Genomic DNA, 23,379 nt, shown 5'->3' with positions numbered 1-23,379 from the left:
TGATCGTCGGCCGATCCTCATTTGACCCCGCCCGGCGGGCAACACCACCATGACAGACATCGACGCCCAATTCGCCAAAGCCCACGAAGAAGTGCAGCAGTTGCCGGAGCGGCCGGGCAATCTCACGCTGCTGCGCCTCTACGCGCTCTACAAGCAGGCCACCCGCGGCGACGTTCAGGGCGACAAGCCTGGCTTTACCGACATCGTCGGCAAATACAAGTACGACGCGTGGGCGGCGCTCAAGGGCACCGCGCAGGACGTCGCGAAGCAGCAATACGTCGAGCTCGTCGAATCGTTGAAGAGCGGCGCTGCGACCTGAGCGCGCCGAAGCGGCGGCCGGCGCTGCGGTCGCGGCTTTATTTCGAGCGCCCGGTAACCCAGGTGCGCCGACAGCCGCGCTGCCCCAGCCGTCGAAACGCCGGCCCGCGCCAGCCGGATTCGCAAACTTTTCGGCTCGGAAATGTCCTAACAGTGGCGCAGTGCAACAAAACCCTATACAATGCGGCCTGCGCTTCACTGCTTTGCCCGCTTCATGTAGCGGCCCTTGCGGCGCAGCGCCTCGTAGCGTTTAGCTCCAATCCAGTTTAGAACCTGTCCCCTCCTGCCTAGCCCTCTTCGGGCGATCATGTCCCAGGCTGGCGGCACGCCGTGTTGGCATGTCGCATCCGATACAGCTTCTAACGAAAAGCTCGCCTTCATTGTCGCGAGCTGCCCCCGTTTTTCGATTTGCTCGCTGCTTCTTTGCTCGCTGAATCCGACGACTTGGGTATGCCGATTGGCGCCGACGTTTTAATTCCCTGTGTACCAAGGATTCTCATGACTTCGAGCAACACCTCCAGCCCGTTGAACGCCATCGCCGATCAGGCACTCGGTCTCGCCGACGCTCCCGCCCAAGCCGCAGCCGTTGCTGCCGCTCCGGAAGCCGTCGCCGCTGAAGCCGCAGTCCCGAGCGGCCCGACGTTCGCGTCGCTTGGTCTCTCCGCGGATGTCGTCTCCGCGCTGACCGCCGCTGGTTACCAGAACCCGACGCCGGTTCAGCAACGCGCCATCCCGGCCGGCATCGCCGGCCGCGATCTGCTGGTCTCGAGCCCGACCGGTTCGGGCAAGACCGCCGCGTTCATGCTGCCCGCCATCGAGCGTTTCTCGCAACTGCAAAAGGCGCAAGCCAGCCAGCCGCGTGAACCGCGTCCGGCCGACGGCGCCCGCAACACGCGCCGTCCGCAACCGGTTGCCCGTCCGACCATGCTGGTCCTGACGCCGACCCGCGAACTCGCGATGCAGGTCACGACCGCCGCCGCCACGTACGGCAAGCACCTCAAGCGCCTGCGCACCGTCAGCATTCTGGGCGGTGTCGCTTACGGTCAACAGCTGATGTTGCTGGCGAAGAACCCGGAAATCCTGGTTGCCACGCCGGGCCGTCTGATCGACCACCTCGAACGCGGCCGTATCGACCTGTCGCAACTGCAGATTCTCGTGCTCGACGAAGCCGACCGCATGCTCGACATGGGCTTCATTGAAGACATCGAAACGATCGTCGCCGCTACGCCGGCTACGCGTCAGACCATGCTGTTCTCGGCCACGCTCGACGGCAAGATCGGCTCGCTGACCGGCCGTCTGCTGAAGGATCCGGAGCGTATCGAGATCGTTCAGCGTCTGGAACAGCGCACCAATATCGCGCAAACCGTCCACTACGTCGACGACCGCGATCACAAGGATCGTCTGCTCGACCATCTGCTGCGTGACTCGGGCCTCGATCAGGCCATCGTGTTCACGGCAACCAAGATGGACGCCGACCAGCTCGCAGGGCGTCTTGCCGACGCCGGTTTCGAATCGGCCGCTTTGCACGGCGATCTGCCGCAAGGCGCGCGTAACCGCACCATCAAGGCACTGCGCGAGCGTCGCGTGCGTGTGCTGGTGGCAACGGACGTCGCCGCTCGCGGTATCGATATTCCGGGCATCACGCACGTGTTCAACTACGACCTGCCGAAGTTCGCTGAAGACTACGTGCACCGTATCGGCCGTACCGGCCGTGCCGGCCGCTCGGGTATCGCGGTGAGCCTCGTGCATCACGCGGAACAAGGCGCATTGAAGCGCATCGAGCGCTTCGTGCGCACCCCACTGCCGGTCAACGTCGTCGAAGGCTTCGAGCCGCGCAAGTCGACGCCGGCGGGCAACGGCCGTCCTGGCTTTGGCGGCCGCGGCCGTCCGGGCGGCGGTAACGGCGGTGGCCGTCGTTTCGGTAGCGGTTCGGGCAAGCCGGCCGGCAACGGCGGCGCTTCGCGCAGCGGTAGCGGCGGCGGCTGGGCCGGCAAGTCCGCTGGCGGCGGTTCGCGTGAAGGCGGCTTCGGTGGCGGCTCGCGTGAAGGCTACGGCGGTTCGCGCGACGGCGGCTACGGCGCACGCCGCAGCGACGGCCCGCGCACGGCGCGTCGCGGCAGCTAAGCTATCCGGCGGCAATACCCGGATTAGCGTGTAAAAGACTCCGGACGGCTTCGCGCCGCCCGCTCAGTCGGAAGAAACCGGTGCTCGGGCACCGGTTTTTTTTCGTCCAAAGCTTGTGCGCCTTGACATTTCACGATGTGGTAAATTTTTTTGCGTCGTAAAAAATCATGCTGCAGGGTACAAGAGGCGCCGTTGCAACATGGAAAAAATCGTTTCTCAATGTGAAAATGTGCGCGTAACGCATTGAATAAAAACAATAATAAATATTGGAAAAACACTACCTGCCGACTATTGTGGGACCCTCGGTTTGCCTAGACTCTTATATAAGACTTCACGAAACGAAACGCCTGATGGCCAGCCGCTTCGACGAAGACAGAGTCACCCATCCATTACAGGCAACCCAAGGAGAACACGATGACCATCACCCGCGAAGAACAGGCGAAGCAACTCCAGCAGCAATGGGAGACCGATCCGCGTTGGAAAGGCGTCAAGCGGACCTACTCGGCGCAGGACGTGATCCGTCTGCGCGGTTCGGTGCAGGTGGAACACACGCTCGCCAAACGCGGCGCGCAGAGACTCTGGGAGAGCGTCAACACCGAGCCGTTCGTCAACTCGCTCGGCGCGCTGACCGGCAACCAGGCGATGCAACAGGTCAAGGCTGGTCTGAAGGCGATCTATCTGTCGGGCTGGCAGGTGGCAGGCGATGCGAACGTGGCCGGCGAAATGTATCCGGACCAGTCGCTGTATCCGGCCAACTCGGTGCCGCTCGTCGTGAAGCGCATCAACAACACGCTCACGCGCGCTGACCAGATTCAGTGGTCGGAAGGCAAGAATCCGGGCGACGAAGGCTATATCGACTACTTCGCACCGATCGTCGCCGACGCGGAAGCCGGTTTCGGCGGCGTGCTGAATGCGTTCGAACTGATGAAGGCCATGATCGAAGCAGGTGCCGCGGGCGTGCACTTCGAAGACCAGCTCGCATCGGTGAAGAAGTGCGGCCACATGGGCGGCAAGGTGCTCGTGCCGACCCGCGAAAACGTCGCCAAGCTGACCGCCGCGCGTCTGGCCGCCGACGTCTGCGGCGTGCCGACCGTGCTGCTCGCCCGCACGGATGCGGAAGCCGCCGACCTCGTCACCTCGGACATCGACGACAACGACAAGCCGTTCCTGACCGGCGAGCGCACGGTCGAAGGTTTCTACCGCACGAAGCCCGGCCTCGAGCAGGCGATCTCGCGCGGTCTCGCCTACGCGCCGTACGCGGACATGATCTGGTGCGAAACCGGCAAGCCGGACCTCGAGTTCGCGAAGAAATTCGCGGATGCGATCCACAAGGAATTCCCGGATCAACTGCTGTCGTACAACTGCTCGCCGTCGTTCAACTGGAAGAAGAATCTGGACGACGCGACCATCGCCAAGTTCCAGCGCGAACTCGGCGCGATGGGCTACAAGTTCCAGTTCATCACGCTGGCCGGCTTCCACGCGCTGAACTACTCGATGTTCAACCTCGCGCACGGCTATGCCCGCAACCAGATGACGGCCTTCGTCGAAATGCAGCAGGCCGAGTTCGCCGCAGCCGAAAAGGGCTTCACCGCGGTGAAGCATCAGCGCGAAGTCGGCACCGGCTACTTCGACGCCGTGACGCAAACGGTCGAACGCGAAGCGTCGACGACCGCGCTGCACGGCTCGACGGAAGACGAGCAGTTCTTCGACAAGAAGGTCGCCTGACAGGCCGCGTGACAGGCCGCGTCGCCGCCGACCAGGTCGGCCTCGCGGCCTGATCGCGAAAAGCGCCAGCGCAAAAGACGATCAAGCAGTTCCGATAGAGAGCCGCCGTCACAGGGAGGACTCGCACCGCCGGAGGTATCGACGCTCAGCCCCGGCGGCCGGAATGTCGGAGCAAACTCGCAGCAGCGGAGAAAGCGCCGGCACAACAGCGCACCGGCGAGCAGTAGTGGCGCGCCGGCTTCACCGCCGGCGCGTTTTTTGACGCCACCACGCGCCGCCCAACGGCCGTTCAGCGGTACACGATTACCGGAATCTTCGTATGCGTCAGCACCCGCTGTGTTTCGCTGCCGATCAGCAGACTGCCCAGGCCGCGCCGCCCGTGCGACGCCATGAAAATCACGTCGCAAGCACCCTGCTGCGCCGCTTCGATGATGCCCAGGTAAGGCGCCGGATGAACGCTGGTCCTGCTCTCGACGACCACGCCCACACGCCGCGCGGCCATCTCCACTTCCCGCAGATGCACGCGCGCTTCGCGCTCGCTGCGCTGCAGGAATTCGGCGGGCGGCTCGACCACCACGTCGGAAAACGGCGAGTACGGATATTGCGGCAGGCACGCGTAAGCGGTGATGCGCGCGCCGACGGCCTGCGCCAGATCGATCGCGCCGTCTATCGCTTTGTGTGACAGCTCTGAACCATCGGTCGGAACCAGGATGTGCCTGAACATGATGCCCTCCGTCGCCGGCTGCGCGCAGCGCGGCGTGAGCGTCCAACGAGGCTCGGCTTGCAAGCCGCTTCAATCGATTGTAGGTCGCGCAAATGAGGGCATGGATTCACCAGGGTCTGTCCGCATGTCGCGACCGTGTTGCTCGTGACGCCGCGCATCAGCCCCAGTAGCCGGGATGGCCATACGTATGCTTGAGAAAGTCCAGAAACAGCCGCACCCGCAGCGGCAGATGGCGGCGCTGCGGAAACACCGCGTGGATGCCGATCGGCGGCGCGGCGAATTCGTCGAGCACGCTCACGAGCCGCCCCGCTGCGATGTCGGTGCCGACTTCCCACCACGAGCGCCACGCGAGCCCGTGGCCGGCGAGACACCACTCGTGCAGCACCGCGCCGTCCGAGCATTCCATCGTGCCGGATACCTTGATCGACACCACCTTGTCGCCCTGCTGGAACATCCAGCCGCGCTGCTGGTTGGCGCTCGCACCGAGCGCGAGACAGTTGTGCCGCGCGAGATCGGCCAACGTGTGCGGCGCGCCGCGCCGGCTCAGATAGGCCGGCGACGCCACGCACACGCGCCGGTTTTCGCCGAGCTTCAGGGACACCAGCGACGAATCCGGCAATTCGCCGAGCCGCACGGCGCAATCGAAACCCTCATTGACCAGATCGACGAGCCGGTCGGACAGATCGAGCGTGATCGACACGTCCGGATGAGCGACGGTGAACGCCGGCACCAGCGGCGCGACGTGCCTCCGCCCGAAACCGGCCGGCGCCGACAGCCGCAGATGGCCGCTCGCTTTCACGCCCCCCTCCGACACGCTCGCTTCGGCGTTCTGCATGTCGTGAATGATGCGCTGGCAGTCTTCGAGGAACGCGGAGCCTTCGAAAGTCAGCGTGATCTTGCGGGTGGTGCGCACCAGCAGCTTGACGCCAAGGCGCTCTTCGAGCGCATCGACGCGGCGGCCGATGATCGCGGGCGCGACGCCTTCGGCCAAGGCGGCGGCCGACAGGCTGCCCTTGGCCGCGACGGTGACAAAAGTCTCGATCTGCTTGAAACGGTCCATAGGCGGTGCGCGCCGCGAAGCCCGAAAGAGGTTCTTCGCAACACGGGTGAAAGTGAGGGTGCGCGTCAGATTAGGTGGATGAAAGTAAAAGATCAAGTGATGTTTAGCCTCTTTTTTAGCGTCGAGTGTCACTAATACAATCCGTCCTGACCTCTGACAGGAGTGCACGGCAATGTCGGCCACAACGGCACCTTCCCCAAAAGCAGTGATTTTCGACGCGTATGGCACGCTTTTCGACGTGCATTCGGTGATCGCTGCCGCCGAGCAGATGTTCCCCGGTCACGGCGACGCGCTCTCTCAGTTGTGGCGTCAGAAGCAGATCGAGTACACGCAATTGCGCACACTGGCCGCTCCCGCCGACAAACCCGGCGCGCACTACCGGCCGTTCTGGGACGTCACGCTCGACGCGCTGCGCTTCGCCGCGAAAAAGCTTCAACTCACGCTGGGCCGCGCGGCCGAGAAGCGGTTGATGGACGAATACGCGTGCCTTTCCGCGTTTCCCGATGCGGTGCCGGCGCTGCGCGCGTTGCGCGACGCGCCGGCTCGCGAGGCGACTGCGTCAACGCCTTCGACGCCCGCCGCCGAAGAGCCCATTGCACGCCTCGGTCTCGCAATTCTCTCGAACGGCAATCCGCAGATGCTCGACATCGCGCTCAAAAGCGCCGGCATGAACGGGCTGTTCGACCACGTGCTGTCCGTCGACTCCGTGCGCGCCTACAAGCCCTCGCCCGCCGCGTATGCGCTCGGCACGCGAGCCTTCGACGCGCTGCCGGGCGACATCGTCTTCGTGTCGTCGAACGGCTGGGATGTGGCGGGCGCCACGTGGTTCGGCTTCACCACGTTCTGGCTCAACCGGCAAAACGCCCCCGTCGAAGAACTGGGTGTCGCGCCGCATGGCACGGGCGGCGGCATGAACGACCTGCTTGCTTTTCTGCAGGCCCTCGCACCGCCTCGCGACTCAATCAGTTCCCCGAACCATCCCGGCAACCGCCGCAAACGCCACAGCCCTGGCACATGACGGCGGCTCCCCGGACTATCTCAACGCTTTTTCAACATCCACGATTTGCACAATCTGACCGACCAAGGAGAACACATGGCGAATTCGCTCTCATCACTGTCGCTGCCGCAGGGCATGGAAATCTCGGCTGAAATCAAGCCGGGCTTTGACGCGATCCTCACGCGCGAAGCGCTCGAACTCGTTGCCGCGCTGCATCGCACGTTCGAGCCGCGCCGCCAGCAATTGCTGCAGGCGCGCGTGGAACGCACGAAACGGCTCGACGCCGGCGAGCGTCCCGACTTCCTCGCCGAGACGAAATCCGTGCGCGAAGGTGACTGGACAATCGCGCCGCTGCCGCAGGATCTGCAATGCCGCCGCGTGGAGATCACCGGTCCGGTCGAGCGCAAGATGATCATCAACGCGCTGAACTCGGGCGCAGATTCGTACATGACCGACTTCGAGGATTCGAATGCGCCGAGTTGGGACAACCAGATCACCGGGCACATCAATCTGAAGGACGCGGTGCGCCGCACGATTTCGCTTGAGCAGAACGGCAAGTCGTATCGGCTGAACGACCAAGTCGCCACGCTGATCGTGCGTCCGCGCGGCTGGCATCTCGACGAGAAACACGTGAAGGTGGACGGCAAGCGCGTGTCGGGCGGCATCTTCGATTTCGCGCTCTTCATGGTGCACAACGCCAAGGAACTGGTCGCGCGCGGCTCGGGCCCGTACTTCTATCTGCCGAAGATGGAGAGCCATCTGGAAGCGCGTCTGTGGAACGACATCTTCGTCGCCGCGCAGGAAGCGGTCGGCGTGCCGCGCGGCACGATTCGCGCGACGGTGCTGATCGAGACGATCGTCGCCGCGTTCGAAATGGACGAGATCCTGTACGAGCTGCGCGAGCATAGCTCGGGGCTGAACGCCGGCCGCTGGGACTACATCTTCTCGGCGATCAAGAAGTTCAAGGCCGATCGCGATTTCTGCCTCGCCGACCGCTCGCAGATCACGATGACTTCGCCGTTCATGCGCGCGTATGCGCTGTTGCTGCTGAAGACCTGCCATCGCCGCAACGCGCCGGCGATCGGTGGCATGAGCGCGCTGATCCCGATCAAGAACGACCCGACGGCCAACGACACGGCAATGGCCGGCGTACGCTCCGACAAGGCGCGCGATGCCGGTGACGGCTACGATGGCGGCTGGGTCGCGCATCCTGGCCTCGTGCCGATCGCGATGGAAGAGTTCGTCAAGGTGCTCGGCGACAAGCCGAACCAGATCGGCAAGCAACGCATCGATGTGCTCGTCACGGCCACGGACCTGATGGACTTCCGTCCTGAAACGCCGATCACCGAAGGCGGCTTGCGCAACAACATCAACGTCGGCATTCACTACCTGGGCTCGTGGCTCGCGGGCAATGGCTGCGTGCCGATTCACAACCTGATGGAAGACGCCGCCACCGCGGAAATCTCGCGCTCGCAGGTATGGCAATGGATCCGCTCGCCGAAGGGCAAGCTCGGCGACGGCCGCAAAGTGACGGTCGAGCTCGTGCGCGAGTTGGCGGTGCAGGAACTCGGCAAGGTCAAGCAGGCGGTGGGCGGCGATACGAAGCCGTACGAACGCGCTGCGCAGATCTTCGAAGAGATGTCGACGTCGGAGCAGTTCACCGACTTCCTGACGCTGCCGTTGTACGAGGAGCTTTGAGGTTGCTGACGCGCGTCATGCTGTCCGGGCGTGAGGCGCTCTGCGAAGGATAAGCATCGCATGATGCTGTAGCTGCTTGCTGTAGCTGCCGTAGCGAGCTTGCCTTCATCTCCCATGTGCGGCGTGAAGGCGGCTCGATCCGCAGACTGACCGACCGCACCGCCCGCCAGGCGCGAGCCTGTCGGGCCTTTTTTTGCACGGGCTCAGCCAGTCAGCGCGAGTTGCGATATTCGACCCAATCGCCGGATTTGATTTCGGGCAGGCCCTTCACCGCATTCGGCGTGACCGGATAGAAACGGCAATTCACCACATCGCCGTCCACCTTCACCATCACTTCGCGCGCGAGAAAGCGATCTTCGACGCCGGGGTAGACGGCTTCGATTTCGTCGAGCACCGCGACCAGCGCATCGTCGATTTCGTAGACGTCGCCGATCACGTCGACGCCCGCTTCGTCGACGACGAGGCCCGGATACAGGCCGAAGTCGAACAGATGGCCACGCACCGAGGCCGTGCCGAGCAGATTCGGCGCGTCGATCTCGTTGCGCGCCGCGGCTTCGCTGATGTCGTTCACTTCACCGGCACGCAGCGTGCCGTATACAAAGACGGTTTGCATCGTCGTTCGCTCTCCTTGATTGAGGGTGTGGCTTCCGGTCAGGCCACGGTTCAGCCGGCGTTCCAGTTCAATTCAGTTCAGCGCCGCGCTCGCGACGAGTACGCCGTCGATGTCCGCATAGATCCATTCGCCGGGACGCACCAGCGCGCCGGGCAACTGCACCGCCACGTCGCGCTCGCCGGCACCGCGCTTCTGGGCGCGGCGCGGGCAGGTCGCGAGTGCAGCCACGCCGACGTTGACCTCGTTGAGTTCCAGCGTATCGCGCACGCAGCCGTTCAGCACGATGCCGGCCCAGCCGTTCTGTTCCGCGATCTGCGCGAGATTGCCGCCGAGCAGCGCGCAGCGCAGGCTGCCGCCGCCGTCGACCACCAGCACGCGGCCCGCGCCCTTCTCTTCGAGTGTGGTTCGCACGAGCGCGTTGTCTTCGAATACCTTCAGCGTCACCGCCTCGCCGCTGAAGCACTCGGTGCGGCTGAAGAGGTGAAACACCGGTTCGAGCACGCGCAGCGTGCCGAGTGTCAACTGGTCTTCGTGCGCGTCGCACAAGTCCGCGGTAGCAAAACTCATGGGGATCTCCTCCAGGGCGGGACGGTCGGGCCATTATGCAACGGCTGGCTGCGGCCAACACCTACAATGATGAGGCCCGCCGGCTTGTGCTCGCGCAACTGTGCGCGCGAAGCTTGCGCATCCAATATCGCCACGCACCGCACCGACTTCCGGCACTCCATTCTCTGGACCGCTCTTCGCCATGACTTCGTCCGCCGACACCGAATTGTCGAGCTTCGTCCGCTTCGCCGACATTCCGCCCGAGTTCCAGCCGACCGACACGCACCCGATCCGCGTGCGCTCGCGGCAAATGCCGTCCGGCTGGCGCATCGCGCGTCATACGCATGCGTGGGCGCAGGTGGCGTATGCGTCGCGCGGCGTGCTGCGCGTCGCGACGACCGGCACGACGTGGATGGTGCCGCCCTCGCGCGCGATCTGGGTGCCGCCGCATGTGACGCACGAGGTAGTGGCCGTCGAAGATGCGTTCCTGCGCACGCTCTACATCACGGAAAGCACGGTGCCGGCAGGGCTCGATGCGCCGCGCGTGGTCGAAGTCTCGGATCTGCTGCGCGAAGTCATCGCCGCGCTCGATACGCCCGGCATTTCGGCCACACGCGAACAGTTGCTCGGCGCGCTCGCGCTCGACGAACTGACGCGCTCGGAGCCGCTGCCGCTGTCCGTGCCGATGCCCAATGAAAAACGTCTGCGTGCGCTGTGCGAGGCCGTGATCGCGGATCCGACGCACGGCGAGTCGCTCGAACAATGGGCGTCCAGCGTGGGCGCGAGCACGCGCACGATCGCGCGGCTGTTTCGGCAAGAATTGGGGGTGAGTTTTTCGCAATGGCGTCAGCAGGCGATCCTCGCGCGCGCGATTCCGCTGCTGAGCCAGGGACGGCCGCTCTCGCATGTCGCACAGGAACTCGGCTATCAGAGCCAAAGCGCGTTCTCCGCGATGTTCCGGCGCGCGTTCGGTAAGAGTCCGCGCGCGTTCATCGAGCGCGGCTCGGAGCATCGCGTGGAAAACGACGAACACGGCGACGCGGAACCGGACGACGAATCAGCGCACGATCGCGCGGATGTGCCGAACGGCGCCGCGCGTTGAGCGTTGATCTCAGACCCGCCGCGCGAGATGCCGGATCGCACCGAGCTGCGCCAGACGCGGACCCGCGAGCTTGTAGCCCTTGCGCTGATACAGCCGCGCCGCGGGATTGTCCACGAACACGCGCAACTGCAATTCGCGCAGCCCACGCTCGCGCGCCCATTGATGCGAGATGTCGAGCAGATACGTGCCGGCGCCGTGCCGCCGATGACCTTCGGCAATCTGCACGTCGCGGATATGGAGAGAATCACCCTCCTGCGTGATGCGCAACACGCCGATCGCCTGGCCTTCCACTTCGAGAATAAAATTCTCCGACTCGCGCCAGCTGCCGAGAAACAGATCGGGCCGCCAGACTAGGTGGTGCCGGCGATAATAGCCGCCCATGTTGTTGCGAGTCAGCGCCTCGGCGAACTCGAAATCGTCCATGCCGGCGTTGCGAAGATGAAACGGTGACGGAGCTTCGGTTGGATCGAACATGGCGGAACGACGAAGATGAGTCGGTCAACGGTAAAACAGGCCGCGCACGCTGGCAATGGCTGTTTGTCCCGAGCATACCAGGCCGGCTGGTCGCGGAAATAAAAAAAGCCCACTTCTTTCGAAGTGGGCTTTCTCGAATCTGGCGGAGCGGACGGGACTCGAACCCGCGACCCCCGGCGTGACAGGCCGGTATTCTAACCAACTGAACTACCGCTCCAGATCTTGGCACCTACTGCACCGTTCAAACTTCCAACCGAACGACGCCGATGTGTTGGCGTCCCCTAGGGGATTCGAACCCCTGTACTCACCGTGAAAGGGTGATGTCCTAGGCCTCTAGACGAAGGGGACAACGTACTGCTTACACCTTTAATGAAAAAGCCCGTTCAGATTTGAATGAACGGGCTTTGTCTGGCGGAGTGGACGGGACTCGAACCCGCGACCCCCGGCGTGACAGGCCGGTATTCTAACCGACTGAACTACCACTCCAGTCTTTACACCCTGGCTTGCGAGCGTCGGCTATTTCTCTGCAAGCTGCATTGCTTTACTGCCAATCGGGCTTTAACCCGAACACTAAAGCGACGCTGATGTTTGGCGTCCCCTAGGGGATTCGAACCCCTGTACTCACCGTGAAAGGGTGATGTCCTAGGCCTCTAGACGAAGGGGACATAATCTTTTTCAGATCTGTCTTTAATCTGCTGCCAACTCACGCTAACTTCTCAGTTATTTCGTTTCGTCAACAGCGAAGACCGATATTCTAACTACGTTTCAAGCATTTGGGAAGTCTTTTTTTCTACAACTTCCAGACTTCTGAGCTACTTTACTCTTTTGTTGGTGGAGGTAAGCGGGATCGAACCGCTGACCTCTTGCATGCCATGCAAGCGCTCTCCCAGCTGAGCTATACCCCCTGCACATCAGAGAAACGAGATTTTAGAGGCCAATCTGCGCTTTGTAAATACCCTTTGAGCAATTACATGCGACTTTTTTCAAGCCGCATGCAAACCTTCTCAACGCGCGTGTGAACGCACGCGCTTAAGCCAGCGCTTTTTCAATACGGCTCACGACCACCTCGCGGCCAAACAGCATCAGCACGCTGTCGACCGACGGCGTGTGCGTCGTGCCCGCCACCAGCAGACGAACCGGCATCGCCAGTTGCGGCATCTTCAGTTTGTGCGCGCCGAGCGTCGCTTTCAGCGCGGCGGCGATCGCCTCCTTGCTCCACTCCACGGTCTTCAGTGCGGCGGCCAGATCGGCCAGCGCCGGACGCACCACGTCGGTCACGTGCTGCGCGAGCGATTCGGCGTCGGGCGCCGGTGTGCGGTAAAACATCGCAGCGTTTTCCGCGATCTCCTTGACCGTCGACGCGCGATCCTTCAGCAAGCCCACCACTGCCGTGAGATCCGCACCTTGGGCGAGCGCCGCTGCGTCGATACCCAGCTCGGCAAAGAACGGCTTTGCCAGCTCCGCAAGACGCGCGTTGTCCGCTTCCTTGATGTAGTGCGCATTCAGCCAGTTCAGCTTGTCGTGGTCATACTGGGCCGGCGACTTGCCGAGGTGATCCAGATCGAACCATTCGACGAACTGCTCGCGCGAGAATACTTCCGCGTCGCCGTGCGACCAGCCGAGGCGCGCCAGATAGTTGACCACCGCTTCTGGCAGATACCCCGCATCGCGATAACCCACCACGCTCATCGCGCCATGGCGCTTGCTCATCTTCTCGCCCTGCTCGTTCAGTACGGTCGGCAAGTGCGCGTACACCGGCGGCTCGCCGCCCAGCGCACGCAGGATGTTGATCTGGCGCGGCGTGTTGTTCACGTGGTCGTCGCCGCGGATCACGTGCGTGATGCGCATGTCCAGATCGTCGACCACCACGCAGAAGTTGTATGTCGGCGTGCCGTCCGGACGCGCGATCACGAGGTCGTCGAGTTCCTCGTTCGAGATCTCGATGCGGCCCTTCACCGCGTCGTCCCATGCGACCACGCCCGTCAGCGGATTACGGAAGCGCAGCACCGGCTGCACGCCTGCCGGCGGCTGCGGCAGCACCTTGCCCGGTTCCGGGCGCCACGTGCCGTCGTAGCGCGGCTTTTCGCCGGCTTCGCGCTGCCGTTCGCGCAGCGCGTCGAGCTCTTCGGTCGACATGTAGCACGGGTAGACGAGCCCGGCGTCCTGCATCTCCTTGAGCACTTCGCGGTAACGGTCCATGCGCTGCATCTGGTAGAACGGGCCTTCGTCGAAATCGAGGCCGAGCCACGCCATGCCTTCGAGAATGGCGTCGACGGATTCGCTGGTGGAGCGCTCGACGTCGGTGTCCTCGATCCGCAGCACGAAGGTCCCTTTCATCTTGCGCGCGAACGCCCACGGATAGAGCGCGGAGCGAATGTTGCCGAGGTGGATGAAGCCGGTGGGACTCGGTGCGAAACGGGTACGAACGGAGGTGGTCATTAGCGGTTACTCGGAAGACTGGCGCCGGCACCCGCACGGACATGGCCCTTCAGGCGCGGCAGCGGACCGCGCCCATGCGACGGAAAAGCGCCGTGCATGGACACGAGGGAAATAAATGCGAGAGGCGAATTATACCTTCCGCGCGTGCGTTGCCTGGCCTCGTCCGAATGGACGATGGCAGTGTGTGCGAGGCAGCGGTTGCGCATGGAATGGGCTTTAAGCGCTTGCTTGATCGTGTCGGCGCGCGTGCGCGCAGCAAACTTCCGGGATGTATCGCGCGAGCGGTGGACTGCGGCGCGCGCTGGCCTGGTCGCAGGGCTATGTTTTTTCCACGGGGACCGGCTGAAGGCCAACTGAGCCCCTCCCGCGCTGCGCGAGACGCGGATTTCGCCGAACTGAGCCGAGGCATTTGCGCAACGCTCCGGCGGCGCACGTGCGCCGAGTCCGAGCCGCCTCGAAGCCTCGGCGAAACCGCGCCCCACGCCACCCGAATGGATCCTCTGCAACGTTTCATTACCAGGCCGCCGCGCGCGTGGGCCTTTGATTTATGATGTGCGCGCGCTGCGGTTGCCGATAGATCCTCAGCGCGTGGAATCGTCGCTGACGATCCTGTCCGTTTGACTATCAGCCTGAGCGCGGACCGTGGCGACGTCGAATGCGTCAGCCGCGCCGTTGCTGGAGAACTCGTTGAAACCCTCGTCGCCCCGTCTCGCCCGCCGCAACTTTTCATTGGCAGCCGCCTCCGCGGTGCTGGCCGCCTGCACCACGACCGGCGGCGGCAAAACCGATAACTCGCCGCTCGCCGCCACGCCCACCGTCAACCCGCCGCCGCTCGACAAAGCGCAGCGACCGGTCCGCGTCGCGCTCGCGCTGGGCGGCGGCGCCGCGCGCGGCTTCGCGCACATCGGCGTGATCAAGGCATTGGAGGCGCGCAACATCCATGTCGATCTGGTGGCCGGCACCAGCGCCGGGTCGGTGGTCGGCGCGCTGTATGCATCGGGTATGAACGGCTTTGCGCTGAACAAGCTCGCGCTGACCATGGACGAAGCGTCGATCAGCGACTGGGCGATGCCATTTCGCACGCGGGGCTTCCTGCAAGGCATCGCGCTGCAGAATTATCTGAACACGACGCTGAATAACCGTCCGATCGAGAAGATGGCGAAGCCTCTCGGCGTGGTGGCGACCGATCTGAAAACCGGTCAGCCGATTCTGTTCCAGCGTGGCAACACGGGCATCGCGGTGCGCGCGTCATGCAGCGTGCCGTCGATTTTCGAGCCGGTGAAGATCGGCGGTCACGAATATGTCGACGGCGGTCTGGTGAGCCCGGTGCCCGCCTCGTTCGCACGCAAGATGGGCGCGGACTTCGTGATCGCCGTGGATATTTCGCAGCGCCCGGAGAGCGGCCTGACCGCCAGTTCGTTCGACGTGCTGATGCAGACCTTCACGATCATGGGCCAGACGATCAAGGCCTATGAACTCGACAAGTACGCCGATGTCGTGATCCGGCCGAATCTGGCCGCGATGAGCGGCAGCGATTTCTCGCAGCGCAACTCGGCGATTCTGGCGGGCGAGGAAGCGGTGGCGAAAACGATGCCGGAGTTGCAGCGCAAGCTGGCCACGAGCCGGGCGACGGCGTAGACGCGCAGGCAGGGGTGAGCCAGTGCGGCGCCGGTGAGCCGCTAGCGACACCGCAGTGGGTCAAAGCACCGAGCGGAACGGCAGCAGGAGCCATTGCAAAATCCAGCCTATCCGGTCCAAAAAACCGCGCAAGCCAGCCTCCGCGCGGCGCACAAACCGCCAGCAGAAAGCAAAAAGCCTGCTTCATCCGAAGCAGGCTTTTTTATCGCGCTTGAAACGCCGAAGCGGCCGAAATCAGTTATTCCCGCCGATCGTCGCACTCACGCGCTTGCGCAGATCTTCGCCTTCCTGATACGACGCCTCGATCCGGCGCGCGCCTGTGAAACGCTTTTCCCAGTAGCCGCTATCCATGTCGTCGACGCGGATCGTGCTGCCGGTGGATGGCGAATGCACGAACTTGTTGTCGCCGATATAGATGCCCACGTGCGAGAACGTACGGCGCATCGTGTTGAAGAACACCAGGTCGCCCGGCTTCAGGTCGCTCACGCGAACCTTTTCGCCGACGCGGCTCATTTCCTCGGCTCGGCGCGGCAGCGCCATGCCGAGCGTGTCCTGGAACACGTAGCGCACGAAACCGCTGCAATCGAGCCCCGAATCAGGCGTGTTACCGCCCCAACGGTAGCGAACACCGATCATGTTCAGCGCACCGACCACCACGTCGCCCGCTTTGCCAGCCATGCCGGACAGGAACGATTTGGCGCCGCTGTCGCTGTCGGAAGCGCCTGCTTGCGAGTTGGAGAAGGACAAGGGATTCGACCCGGTGGAGGTCGAAGGTGAGGCATTCTGATTGAAACTGCTTACTTCGTCGGCGAAAGCGCCGGGAGCTGCTGCCATCAAGACGCCAATGAACATCCCGGCGACGACGCGCGTGCAAGCCTGGGTTAAGTTTCTGTGCTGCATTGGTCGGTAGTTTTTGCCAAAAAAATCAGGGGTCTACGGAAAAAAGTTTGGTCGATACTAGCCAGTAAGTATTCACGTGTCAAAACAAATAGAAAAATTCAATCGAGATACGCACCCAATTGGTGAAAGGGTGAAAAATCAACGGTCGAGCGCCGCTTTCAGCAGCTTTCGCGTGTAAGGATGCGCGGGTGTCGCAAAAATCTTCTCAACCTCTCCGCTTTCGACAATCGAACCGTTTTGCATCACCGCGACACGGTGCGCCATCGCTCCGATCACGGCCAGATCGTGGCTGATGAAAACGAAGCCCAGGTTGTACTTCTGTTGCAACCCGGCTAGCAATTTCAGCACTTGCTGCTGAATGGAAACGTCGAGCGCGCTGGTCGGTTCGTCGAGGATCAGCACGCGTGGTTCGAGCACCAGCGCGCGCGCAATCGCAATCCGCTGGCGCTGGCCGCCGGAAAACTCGTGCGGATAACGGTACAGCACCGTACGGTCGAGCCCGACTTCGCGCAGCACCGCGATCACCTTGTCGTGCCGCGCTTGCGGCGTCATGTGCGGCCGGTGCAGCGCCAGCCCTTCGCCGACGATCCTCTCGATCGTCTGACGCGGTGAAAGCGAACTGAACGGGTCCTGAAACACGACCTGCATGTTCGACCGTAAGGCGGTCTGCTCGGCGCCGCGATAGCTGCCGAGCGCCCTACCCTGGAATTCGATCGCGCCGTGCGCGGTGCGCTGCAGACCGAGCAGCGCCATCGCGAGGGTCGACTTGCCGGACCCCGATTCGCCGACGATCCCCAGCGTCTCGCCCTGCCGAACCGACACGTTCGCCTCAGCGACCGCGCGAAACCGTCCCGAGCGGAACCAGCCGGCAAAGCCCGGCAGCGTCGTTTTGAAGTCGACGCAGACCTCGCGCGCCTCGAGCAGCACGGGCGAGATCGGCAGCACTGGCACCACCGTGCGCTGTGGCCGGCTCGCGAGCAGGCGCTGCGTATACGGATGCTGCGGCGCCTCGAACACTTGCTCGACCGGCCCGCTCTCGACCAGCACGCCCCGCTCCATCACCGCGATGCGCTGCGCGAAGTGGCGCACCAGATTCAGGTCGTGTGTGATCAGCAGCACGGCCATGCCGCGCTTTTGCGCTTCGTCGCGCTGCAGCTCCAGCAGCAGGTCGACGATCTGCGCGCGGATCGTCACGTCGAGCGCGGTGGTCGGCTCGTCGGCCAGCAGCAGCCGCGGACGGCACGCGAGCGCCATCGCAATCATTGCGCGCTGCCGTTGCCCGCCCGACAGTTGATGCGGGTAACTGTTCACGCGCTTGCCCGGCTCGGCGATACCGGTGCGCCCCAGCAGCGCGACCGCGCGCTTGCGCGCCTCGCTCGCCGTCACGCCGTCATGCACGACGATGGTCTCCGCAATCTGGTCGCCGACCGTATAGAGCGGATTGAGCGCGGTCATCGGCTCCTGAAAAATCATCGCGATGTCCGAGCCGCGCATGCCGCGCATCTCGCGTTCGCTTTTGGCAAGCAGTTCCTCGCCATCGAAACGGATCGAGCCGCTCACCTGCGCGTCGCTCAGGAGCCGCAGGATCGACAGCGCGGTCACGCTCTTGCCCGAGCCGGACTCGCCGACCAGCGCGACCCGCTCGCCGCGCTCGATCGCGAGCGTGACGTCGTTGACCGCGACGGTGTCGCCGAAGCTCACGCGCAGATGCTCGAGCTCCAGCAGGGGCGGCGCGCCGTTTTGAAGCGTTGCCCTCATTGATTGCCTCCAGCGCGCATCGCATCGGAGATGCGGGTGTCGAGCGCGTTGCGCAGCGCGTCGCCCATGAAAGTCAACAGCAAGAGCATCGCAACCAGCACGCCGAAGGTGGACAGCGAAATCCACCACGCGTCGAGATTCGCTTTGCCTTGCGCGAGCAGTTCACCGAGGCTCGGGGTCGGCGACGGCACGCCGAGGCCGAGAAAGTCGAGGCTCGTCAGCGCGAGAATCGCGCCGCTCATGCGGAACGGCAGGAACGTGATCACCGGTGTCAGGCTGTTGGGCAGCACGTGGCGCCACATGATCTGCCAGTTCGACAAACCCATCGCTCGCGCCGCACGCACATAGTCCTGGTGACGATTGCGCAGAAATTCCGCGCGCACGTAATCGGACAGGCCGATCCAGCCGAACAGCGAGAGCAGCACGATCAGCAGAAGGAAGCCCGGCTCGAAGATCGACGAGAAGATAATCAGCAGGTAAAGCTCCGGCATCGCGCTCCAGATTTCGATCAACCGCTGCCCGACGATATCGATACGTCCTCCGAAATAACCTTGCACGGCGCCCGCGGCGATGCCGAGTATCGTGCCGATCAGCGTCAGCACGAGTCCGAACTCCACCGACACCCGGAAGCCATAGAGCAGCCGCGCGAACAGGTCGCGGCCGCGGTCGTCGGTACCGAGCCAGTTCTCGCGCGACGGCGGCGCAGGATTCGGTGCCTTCGAGAAGTAATTCAGCGTGTCGTAGTAGTAGCGATTCGGCGGATACACCGCAAAGTTGCCCGGCGCGTCAAAGCGGTGCTTGATATACGGATCGAGATAATCGGCCGGAGTCGGGAAATCGCCGCCGAAGGTGGTCTCCGCATAAGTCTTGAACATCGGGAAATACAGGTGGCCGTCGTAGCGCGCCACCAGCGGCTTGTCGTTCGACCACAGCGGACCCGCGAGGCTTGCCGCGAACGCCACCACGAACACGATCAGACTCCAGTAGCCGAGGCGCTGCTGGCGAAAACGCTGCCACACGCGGCGCGCGGGCGACGGCGACACGAACGCGCGCGCGGGTTCGGTGCGCGCCGCCGCGTCGACGGAAAGACGGGCTCGATTCATCAGCGTTCCAGTTGTTCGAATTGGATGCGGGGATCGACCCACACATAGCAGAGGTCGGAGATCAGCTTGGTCGCGAGGCCGATCAGCGTGAACAGATACAGCGTGCCGAGCACGACTGGATAGTCGCGCCGCACGACCGATTCATATGAGAGCAGCCCGAGCCCGTCGAGCGAGAAGAGCGTCTCGATCAGCAGACTGCCGGTGAAGAACGCGCCAATGAACGCCGCCGGAAAACCGACGATCAACGGCAACAGCGCATTGCGGAACACGTGCTTCCACAGCACACGCTTTTCGGACAGGCCTTTGGCACGCGCGGTCAGCACATATTGCTTGCGGATCTCGTCGAGAAAAGCGTTTTTCGTCAGCATCGTGACGACCGCGAAACTGCCGACCACAGAAGCCGTGATTGGCAACGTGATGTGCCACAGATAGTCGACGATCTTGCCGCCGAGACTCAGTTGCGCCCAGTTGTCCGAGGTGAGATTGCGCAGCGGAAACAATTGCAGGAAGGTGCCGCCGCCGAACAGCACGAGCAGCAGCACACCGAGCACGAAGCCCGGAATCGCGTAGCCGATCAGCACCACGAGGCTCGTCGCGATATCGAAGCGCGAGCCGTTGCGCACCGCCTTCGCGATGCCGAGCGGCACCGATATCAGGTACGTGAGGAAGAAGGTCCATAGGCCAATGCTGATCGACACCGGCAACTTCGACACGATCAGCGACCACACGCTTTGATGGCGGAAATAGCTCTGCCCGAGGTCGAAGGTCGAGAAGCGCTTGAGCATCAGCACGTAGCGTTCGAGCGGCGGTTTGTCGAAGCCGTAGAGCTGCTTCAGCTGCGCGAGCTGTTGCGCGTCGACGCCGCTATGCGAGCGCAGACCGAACGGCGCGCCGCCCTCCGCGCCCTTGCGCAGTTCGTGCTGCATCTGCTCGACCGGGCCGCCCGGCACGAACTGGATCACGACGAAGGTCAGCGTTAGCACGCCGAGCAAGGTTGGGATCATCAGCAACAGGCGTTTGAGAATGTAGCTCCACATAGGCGGCGTTCCGGTGCGAAGACGATAAGTGGGGGGCGCGCTGGCGCGGCTGCGGTTGTCGCTACGAATGCGGTTGCGGCTGAGGCTGCGCATGGGGTTGCAACTGGGACTGCGGTTGCTCGTACCACCACGTCGACGTGATCCAGCCTTCCGCGACATAGTACAGCGGCAGCGTTTTCGGCCATGCCAGGCCGCGTTTGAACGCCACCCGATGCGTGCCGCTGTACCAGTGCGGCACGACATAGTAGCCATGCATCAGTAGCCGGTCGAGTGCATGCGTAGCATCGACTAGTTGCTCGCGCGTCTGCGCATGCACGAGCGCGTTCAGAACGGCATCGACCACCGGCGACTTCAAGCCGATCGCGTTGTCCGAACCCTTGGTATCGGCGGCCTTGCTGCCGAAGCGTTCGATCTGCTCCGAGCCCGGCACCTGCACGTCCGGCATGCGCAGCGTAGTGACATCGAAGTCGAACGCGTCCAGACGCTTCTGATAGACCGCGTAGTCCGACACCCGAAACGTCGCGGTAATGCCGAGCTTCTGCAGATTGCGGATGAAGGTCGCGACGATCGGCTCCATCGACGCGGCCGAGCCGGAATCGTCGAGAATCTCGAACTGGAACGGCTCGCCTTTGGCGTTGCGCAATGCGCCGTCGCGATAGGTCCAGCCGGCTTCCTGCAACAGCGCGCGCGCCTGCAGCAGATTGGCGCGCAGCGAGCCCGGCGCATCGGTGTCCGGCTGCTTCGGCGGCGGACCGAAGACGGTTGGGTCGAGTTGCGCTCGCCACGGCTCGAGCAAGGCCAGCTCGCCCGGCGAAGGCAGGCCCTTCGCCTGCAAATCCGTATTGGCGAAGAAGCTGTCGATACGCCGGTATTGATTGAAGAACAGTTGCCGGTTCAGCCACTGAAAGTCGAGCGCGAGATCGAGCGCCTTGCGCACGCGCACGTCCTGGAACAACGGACGCCGCGTGTTCAGGATGAAGCCCTGCATGCCGGTACCGTTGTGCTGCGGGAATTCACGCTTGATCAGCTCGCCGCTATCGAACTTCTTGCCGACATCGCGCCGCACCCAGTTGCGCGCGACGTATTCAACCAGCGCATCGTACTCGCCGGCCTTGAACGCTTCGAGCCGCGCGGTGGCATCCGAGTACAGCTTGTAGACGATACGATCGAAGTTGTTCATGCCGACGCGCACCGGCAGATCCGCGCCCCAGTAATTCGGGTCGCGCCGATAGGTGATGGTGCGGCCGTTATCGTACTGCTCGATCAGATACGGGCCGCTGGAGATCGGCTTTTCGAATGCGAGCTGGTCGAACGGAATGCGGCTGCCGTCCGGCTTCAATCCCCACTTGCGGGAGAACACCGGCATGCCGCCCGCGAGCAGCGGCAACTCGCGATTGCGCTGGCGAAATTCGAAGCGGACCGTGTGCGGATCGACCACCACCGCGCGTTCGATCTCGCCGAAAATCGAGGCGAATTGCGGCGCGGCCTGCGGGCTCTTCAACGTGTCGAGCGAGAACTTGACGTCGTCGGCGGTGACTGGATCGCCGTTGGAAAAGCGCGCGCGCGGATTGATGTGAAACGTCACCGACATGCCGTCCGGCGCGACGTTGATGTCGTCGGCGAGCAGCCCGTAGGCGGACGCGACTTCATCGCTGCTGCCCACCGTCAGGCTCTCGAACAGCAGGTCCACACCAGGCGCTGTATTGCCGCGCAGTGTGAACGGATTGAACTTGTCGAAACTCGTGAGACGGCTCGGATTGGCCAGCACCAGCGTGCCGCCCTTCGGCGCATCCGGATTGACGTAGTCGAAGTGCTTGAAACCGGCCGGGTATTTCGGCTCGCCGTATTGCGCGATCGCATGCGCCGCGTGGGCCTGCGACGCCGCGAGCAATCCAGCCATGGCAAACACACAGGCTGTCGCGACGGCGCGCACCGGACGCCATGCACGCCGCACCACTGCCAGGCCGGCACGCGAGGGTCCGTGCGAGGGTTCGTCAATCACGCGGCATCGACATGCAGGAGGCGTTTGAACCCGTCGCGAGCCAGTTGTCATAGGGGCCTTGTTGATCAGTGGGCAATTGCAGTGTGAGAGAATTCTACCCAATTAATCCGCGCGGTCCGCGCATCCCGAGCGCGCGATCTTCGCGTGCGCGGCGCGCCGAACGTTCAGGAGATGTCATGGGCTTCCTCAGTGGCAAACGCATCCTGCTGACCGGCTTGCTGTCGAACCGTTCTATTGCCTACGGCATCGCGCAAGCCTGCCGGTGCGAAGGCGCCGAGTTGGCCTTCACCTACGTCGGCGAGCGCTTCAAGGAGCGCATCACCGAATTCGCCACCGAGTTCGGCAGCAACCTCGTGTTTCCCTGCGACGTCGCCGAGGACGCGCAGATCGACGCCCTCTTCCCTGCGCTCGAGGAACACTGGAGCGGCCTCGACGGGCTCGTTCACTCGATCGGCTTTGCACCGCGCGAAGCGATTGCAGGCGATTTCCTCGATGGCATGACGCGCGAAAATTTCCGCATCGCACACGATATCTCCGCATACAGCTTCCCCGCGCTCGCGAGAGCCGCGCAGTCGATGTTCACGCCGGACGCGTCGCTGCTGACGCTAAGCTATCTCGGCGCCGAACGCGCGATTCCGAACTACAACACGATGGGACTCGCCAAGGCTTCGCTCGAAGCGAGCGTGCGTTATCTGGCGGTGTCGCTCGGCGCGCAGGGCGTGCGCGTGAACGGTATTTCCGCGGGACCGATCAGGACGCTGGCCGCGAGCGGCATCAAGGGCTTCGGCAAGATTCTCGACTTCGTCGAGCAGAATGCGCCGCTCAGACGCAACGTAACGATCGAACAGGTCGGCAATACCGCGGCGTTCCTGCTGTCGGATCTGGCGGCCGGCGTAACCGCGGAAATCGTGCACGTCGATAGCGGCTTCAATGCGGTGGTGGGCGGTATGGCTGCGGCGACCGAGTGAATGTTGAAGGCGTCCGCGGTCTCGCGATGAATGTCACGGCATGATGAATAGGCCGTATGAACAGGCTGCAACACGCGGGCGTGGCTCGCGTCACGGTTGCGCTATTCGCGAGCCAGGCGCGCATGCGTGCCAGACATAAAAAACCGCCCTGCT

The 23,379-nt window shown here is 63.5% G+C and carries 19 protein-coding genes and 5 tRNA genes; 8 read left to right on the top strand and 16 right to left on the bottom strand.

What is annotated here, in order from left to right; translation table 11 throughout:
- Nucleotides 1–49 precede the first annotated feature (49 nt).
- The 3 genes from B0G69_RS12980 (at nt 50) to aceA (ending at nt 4,167) form a co-directional block, all read left to right on the top strand.
- The gene (locus tag B0G69_RS12980) at nt 50–319 is read left to right on the top strand and encodes an acyl-CoA-binding protein (RefSeq protein ID WP_121317500.1); all 270 of its coding nucleotides are present in this window, start codon (nt 50–52) and stop codon (nt 317–319) included.
- Nucleotides 320–816: 497 nt separating this feature from the next.
- Nucleotides 817–2,442 carry a DEAD/DEAH box helicase gene (locus B0G69_RS12975; protein WP_121317498.1) on the top strand — a complete coding sequence of 542 codons (1,626 nt, stop codon included), beginning with the start codon at nt 817–819 and terminating at the stop codon, nt 2,440–2,442.
- A gap of 420 nt (nt 2,443–2,862) precedes the next feature.
- On the top strand, nt 2,863–4,167 hold the full coding sequence (gene aceA / locus B0G69_RS12970; protein ID WP_121319360.1) for an isocitrate lyase: 1,305 nt from the start codon (nt 2,863–2,865) through the stop codon (nt 4,165–4,167).
- A 289-nt stretch (nt 4,168–4,456) separates the two neighbouring features.
- Here aceA and B0G69_RS12965 read toward each other — a convergent pair whose 3' ends face one another.
- The gene (locus B0G69_RS12965) at nt 4,457–4,891 is read right to left on the bottom strand and encodes a universal stress protein (RefSeq protein WP_121319358.1); all 435 of its coding nucleotides are present in this window, start codon (nt 4,889–4,891) and stop codon (nt 4,457–4,459) included.
- A gap of 157 nt (nt 4,892–5,048) precedes the next feature.
- Nucleotides 5,049–5,951, bottom strand: a complete 903-nt coding sequence (locus tag B0G69_RS12960; RefSeq protein ID WP_121317496.1) for a LysR family transcriptional regulator — start codon at nt 5,949–5,951, stop codon at nt 5,049–5,051.
- Between the two features lie 172 nt (nt 5,952–6,123).
- Here B0G69_RS12960 and B0G69_RS12955 point away from each other — a divergent pair, with 172 nt between their 5' ends.
- Together B0G69_RS12955 and aceB are read left to right on the top strand one after the other, a co-directional pair.
- The gene (locus tag B0G69_RS12955) at nt 6,124–6,969 is read left to right on the top strand and encodes a (S)-2-haloacid dehalogenase (protein ID WP_121317494.1); all 846 of its coding nucleotides are present in this window, start codon (nt 6,124–6,126) and stop codon (nt 6,967–6,969) included.
- A gap of 75 nt (nt 6,970–7,044) precedes the next feature.
- Entirely contained in the window at nt 7,045–8,646 is a 1,602-nt protein-coding gene (gene aceB / locus B0G69_RS12950; protein ID WP_121317492.1) for a malate synthase A, read from the top strand.
- Between the two features lie 211 nt (nt 8,647–8,857).
- Here the strand turns inward: aceB and B0G69_RS12945 are convergent, their stop codons facing one another.
- On the bottom strand, nt 8,858–9,259 hold the full coding sequence (locus B0G69_RS12945; protein ID WP_121317490.1) for a gamma-glutamylcyclotransferase family protein: 402 nt from the start codon (nt 9,257–9,259) through the stop codon (nt 8,858–8,860).
- Between the two features lie 72 nt (nt 9,260–9,331).
- Nucleotides 9,332–9,826: a ribonuclease E activity regulator RraA gene (gene rraA, locus B0G69_RS12940; RefSeq protein WP_121317488.1), complete on the bottom strand. Its 495-nt coding sequence runs from the start codon at nt 9,824–9,826 to the stop codon at nt 9,332–9,334.
- A 181-nt stretch (nt 9,827–10,007) separates the two neighbouring features.
- Between rraA and B0G69_RS12935 the strand changes: the two genes are divergently transcribed.
- Nucleotides 10,008–10,907: a helix-turn-helix transcriptional regulator gene (locus B0G69_RS12935; protein WP_121317486.1), complete on the top strand. Its 900-nt coding sequence runs from the start codon at nt 10,008–10,010 to the stop codon at nt 10,905–10,907.
- A gap of 9 nt (nt 10,908–10,916) precedes the next feature.
- Here the strand turns inward: B0G69_RS12935 and B0G69_RS12930 are convergent, their stop codons facing one another.
- The 7 genes from B0G69_RS12930 to gltX form a co-directional block, all read right to left on the bottom strand.
- Nucleotides 10,917–11,381 carry a GNAT family N-acetyltransferase gene (locus B0G69_RS12930; RefSeq protein WP_121317484.1) on the bottom strand — a complete coding sequence of 155 codons (465 nt, stop codon included), beginning with the start codon at nt 11,379–11,381 and terminating at the stop codon, nt 10,917–10,919.
- A 140-nt stretch (nt 11,382–11,521) separates the two neighbouring features.
- Nucleotides 11,522–11,598, bottom strand: a tRNA-Asp gene (locus tag B0G69_RS12925).
- A gap of 55 nt (nt 11,599–11,653) precedes the next feature.
- A tRNA-Glu gene (locus B0G69_RS12920) sits at nt 11,654–11,729 on the bottom strand.
- Nucleotides 11,730–11,790: 61 nt separating this feature from the next.
- Nucleotides 11,791–11,867 (bottom strand) — tRNA-Asp (locus tag B0G69_RS12915).
- 103 nt (nt 11,868–11,970) lie between these two features.
- Nucleotides 11,971–12,046: transfer RNA gene (locus B0G69_RS12910), tRNA-Glu, on the bottom strand.
- A 164-nt stretch (nt 12,047–12,210) separates the two neighbouring features.
- Nucleotides 12,211–12,286, bottom strand: a tRNA-Ala gene (locus B0G69_RS12905).
- Nucleotides 12,287–12,410: 124 nt separating this feature from the next.
- A complete protein-coding gene (gltX, locus tag B0G69_RS12900; protein WP_121317482.1) occupies nt 12,411–13,820 on the bottom strand; it encodes a glutamate--tRNA ligase in 1,410 nt (469 codons plus the stop codon).
- Nucleotides 13,821–14,507: 687 nt separating this feature from the next.
- Between gltX and B0G69_RS12895 the strand changes: the two genes are divergently transcribed.
- Nucleotides 14,508–15,458 (top strand): patatin-like phospholipase family protein, encoded by a 951-nt coding sequence (locus tag B0G69_RS12895; protein WP_121319356.1) that lies wholly within the window; start codon nt 14,508–14,510, stop codon nt 15,456–15,458.
- Between the two features lie 234 nt (nt 15,459–15,692).
- Here B0G69_RS12895 and B0G69_RS12890 read toward each other — a convergent pair whose 3' ends face one another.
- The 5 genes from B0G69_RS12890 to B0G69_RS12870 all read right to left on the bottom strand — a co-directional run bounded on the left by B0G69_RS12890 (nt 15,693) and on the right by B0G69_RS12870 (nt 22,309).
- Nucleotides 15,693–16,358 (bottom strand): C40 family peptidase, encoded by a 666-nt coding sequence (locus B0G69_RS12890; RefSeq protein ID WP_121317480.1) that lies wholly within the window; start codon nt 16,356–16,358, stop codon nt 15,693–15,695.
- A gap of 138 nt (nt 16,359–16,496) precedes the next feature.
- Entirely contained in the window at nt 16,497–18,116 is a 1,620-nt protein-coding gene (locus B0G69_RS12885; RefSeq protein WP_121317478.1) for a dipeptide ABC transporter ATP-binding protein, read from the bottom strand.
- Entirely contained in the window at nt 18,113–19,219 is a 1,107-nt protein-coding gene (locus B0G69_RS12880; protein WP_121317476.1) for an ABC transporter permease, read from the bottom strand. Before B0G69_RS12880 ends, B0G69_RS12885 begins: the two co-directional genes overlap by 4 nt.
- Complete coding sequence (locus tag B0G69_RS12875) at nt 19,219–20,256, bottom strand: ABC transporter permease subunit (RefSeq protein WP_121317474.1); 1,038 nt, start codon at nt 20,254–20,256, stop codon at nt 19,219–19,221. Before B0G69_RS12875 ends, B0G69_RS12880 begins: the two co-directional genes overlap by 1 nt.
- Nucleotides 20,257–20,317: 61 nt before the next feature.
- Nucleotides 20,318–22,309, bottom strand: coding sequence for an extracellular solute-binding protein (locus tag B0G69_RS12870; RefSeq protein WP_121317472.1), 1,992 nt, complete (start codon nt 22,307–22,309; stop codon nt 20,318–20,320).
- 125 nt (nt 22,310–22,434) lie between these two features.
- Between B0G69_RS12870 and fabI the strand changes: the two genes are divergently transcribed.
- Nucleotides 22,435–23,226: an enoyl-ACP reductase FabI gene (gene fabI, locus B0G69_RS12865; RefSeq protein ID WP_121317470.1), complete on the top strand. Its 792-nt coding sequence runs from the start codon at nt 22,435–22,437 to the stop codon at nt 23,224–23,226.
- Nucleotides 23,227–23,379 lie beyond the last annotated feature (153 nt).

The organism is Paraburkholderia sp. RAU2J, from assembly GCF_003634845.1.
Classification (GTDB): Bacteria; Pseudomonadota; Gammaproteobacteria; order Burkholderiales; family Burkholderiaceae; genus Paraburkholderia; species Paraburkholderia fynbosensis.
The sequence above is the reverse complement of the archived record's forward strand: the minus strand, read 5'-3'. Positions and strand labels throughout refer to the sequence as shown.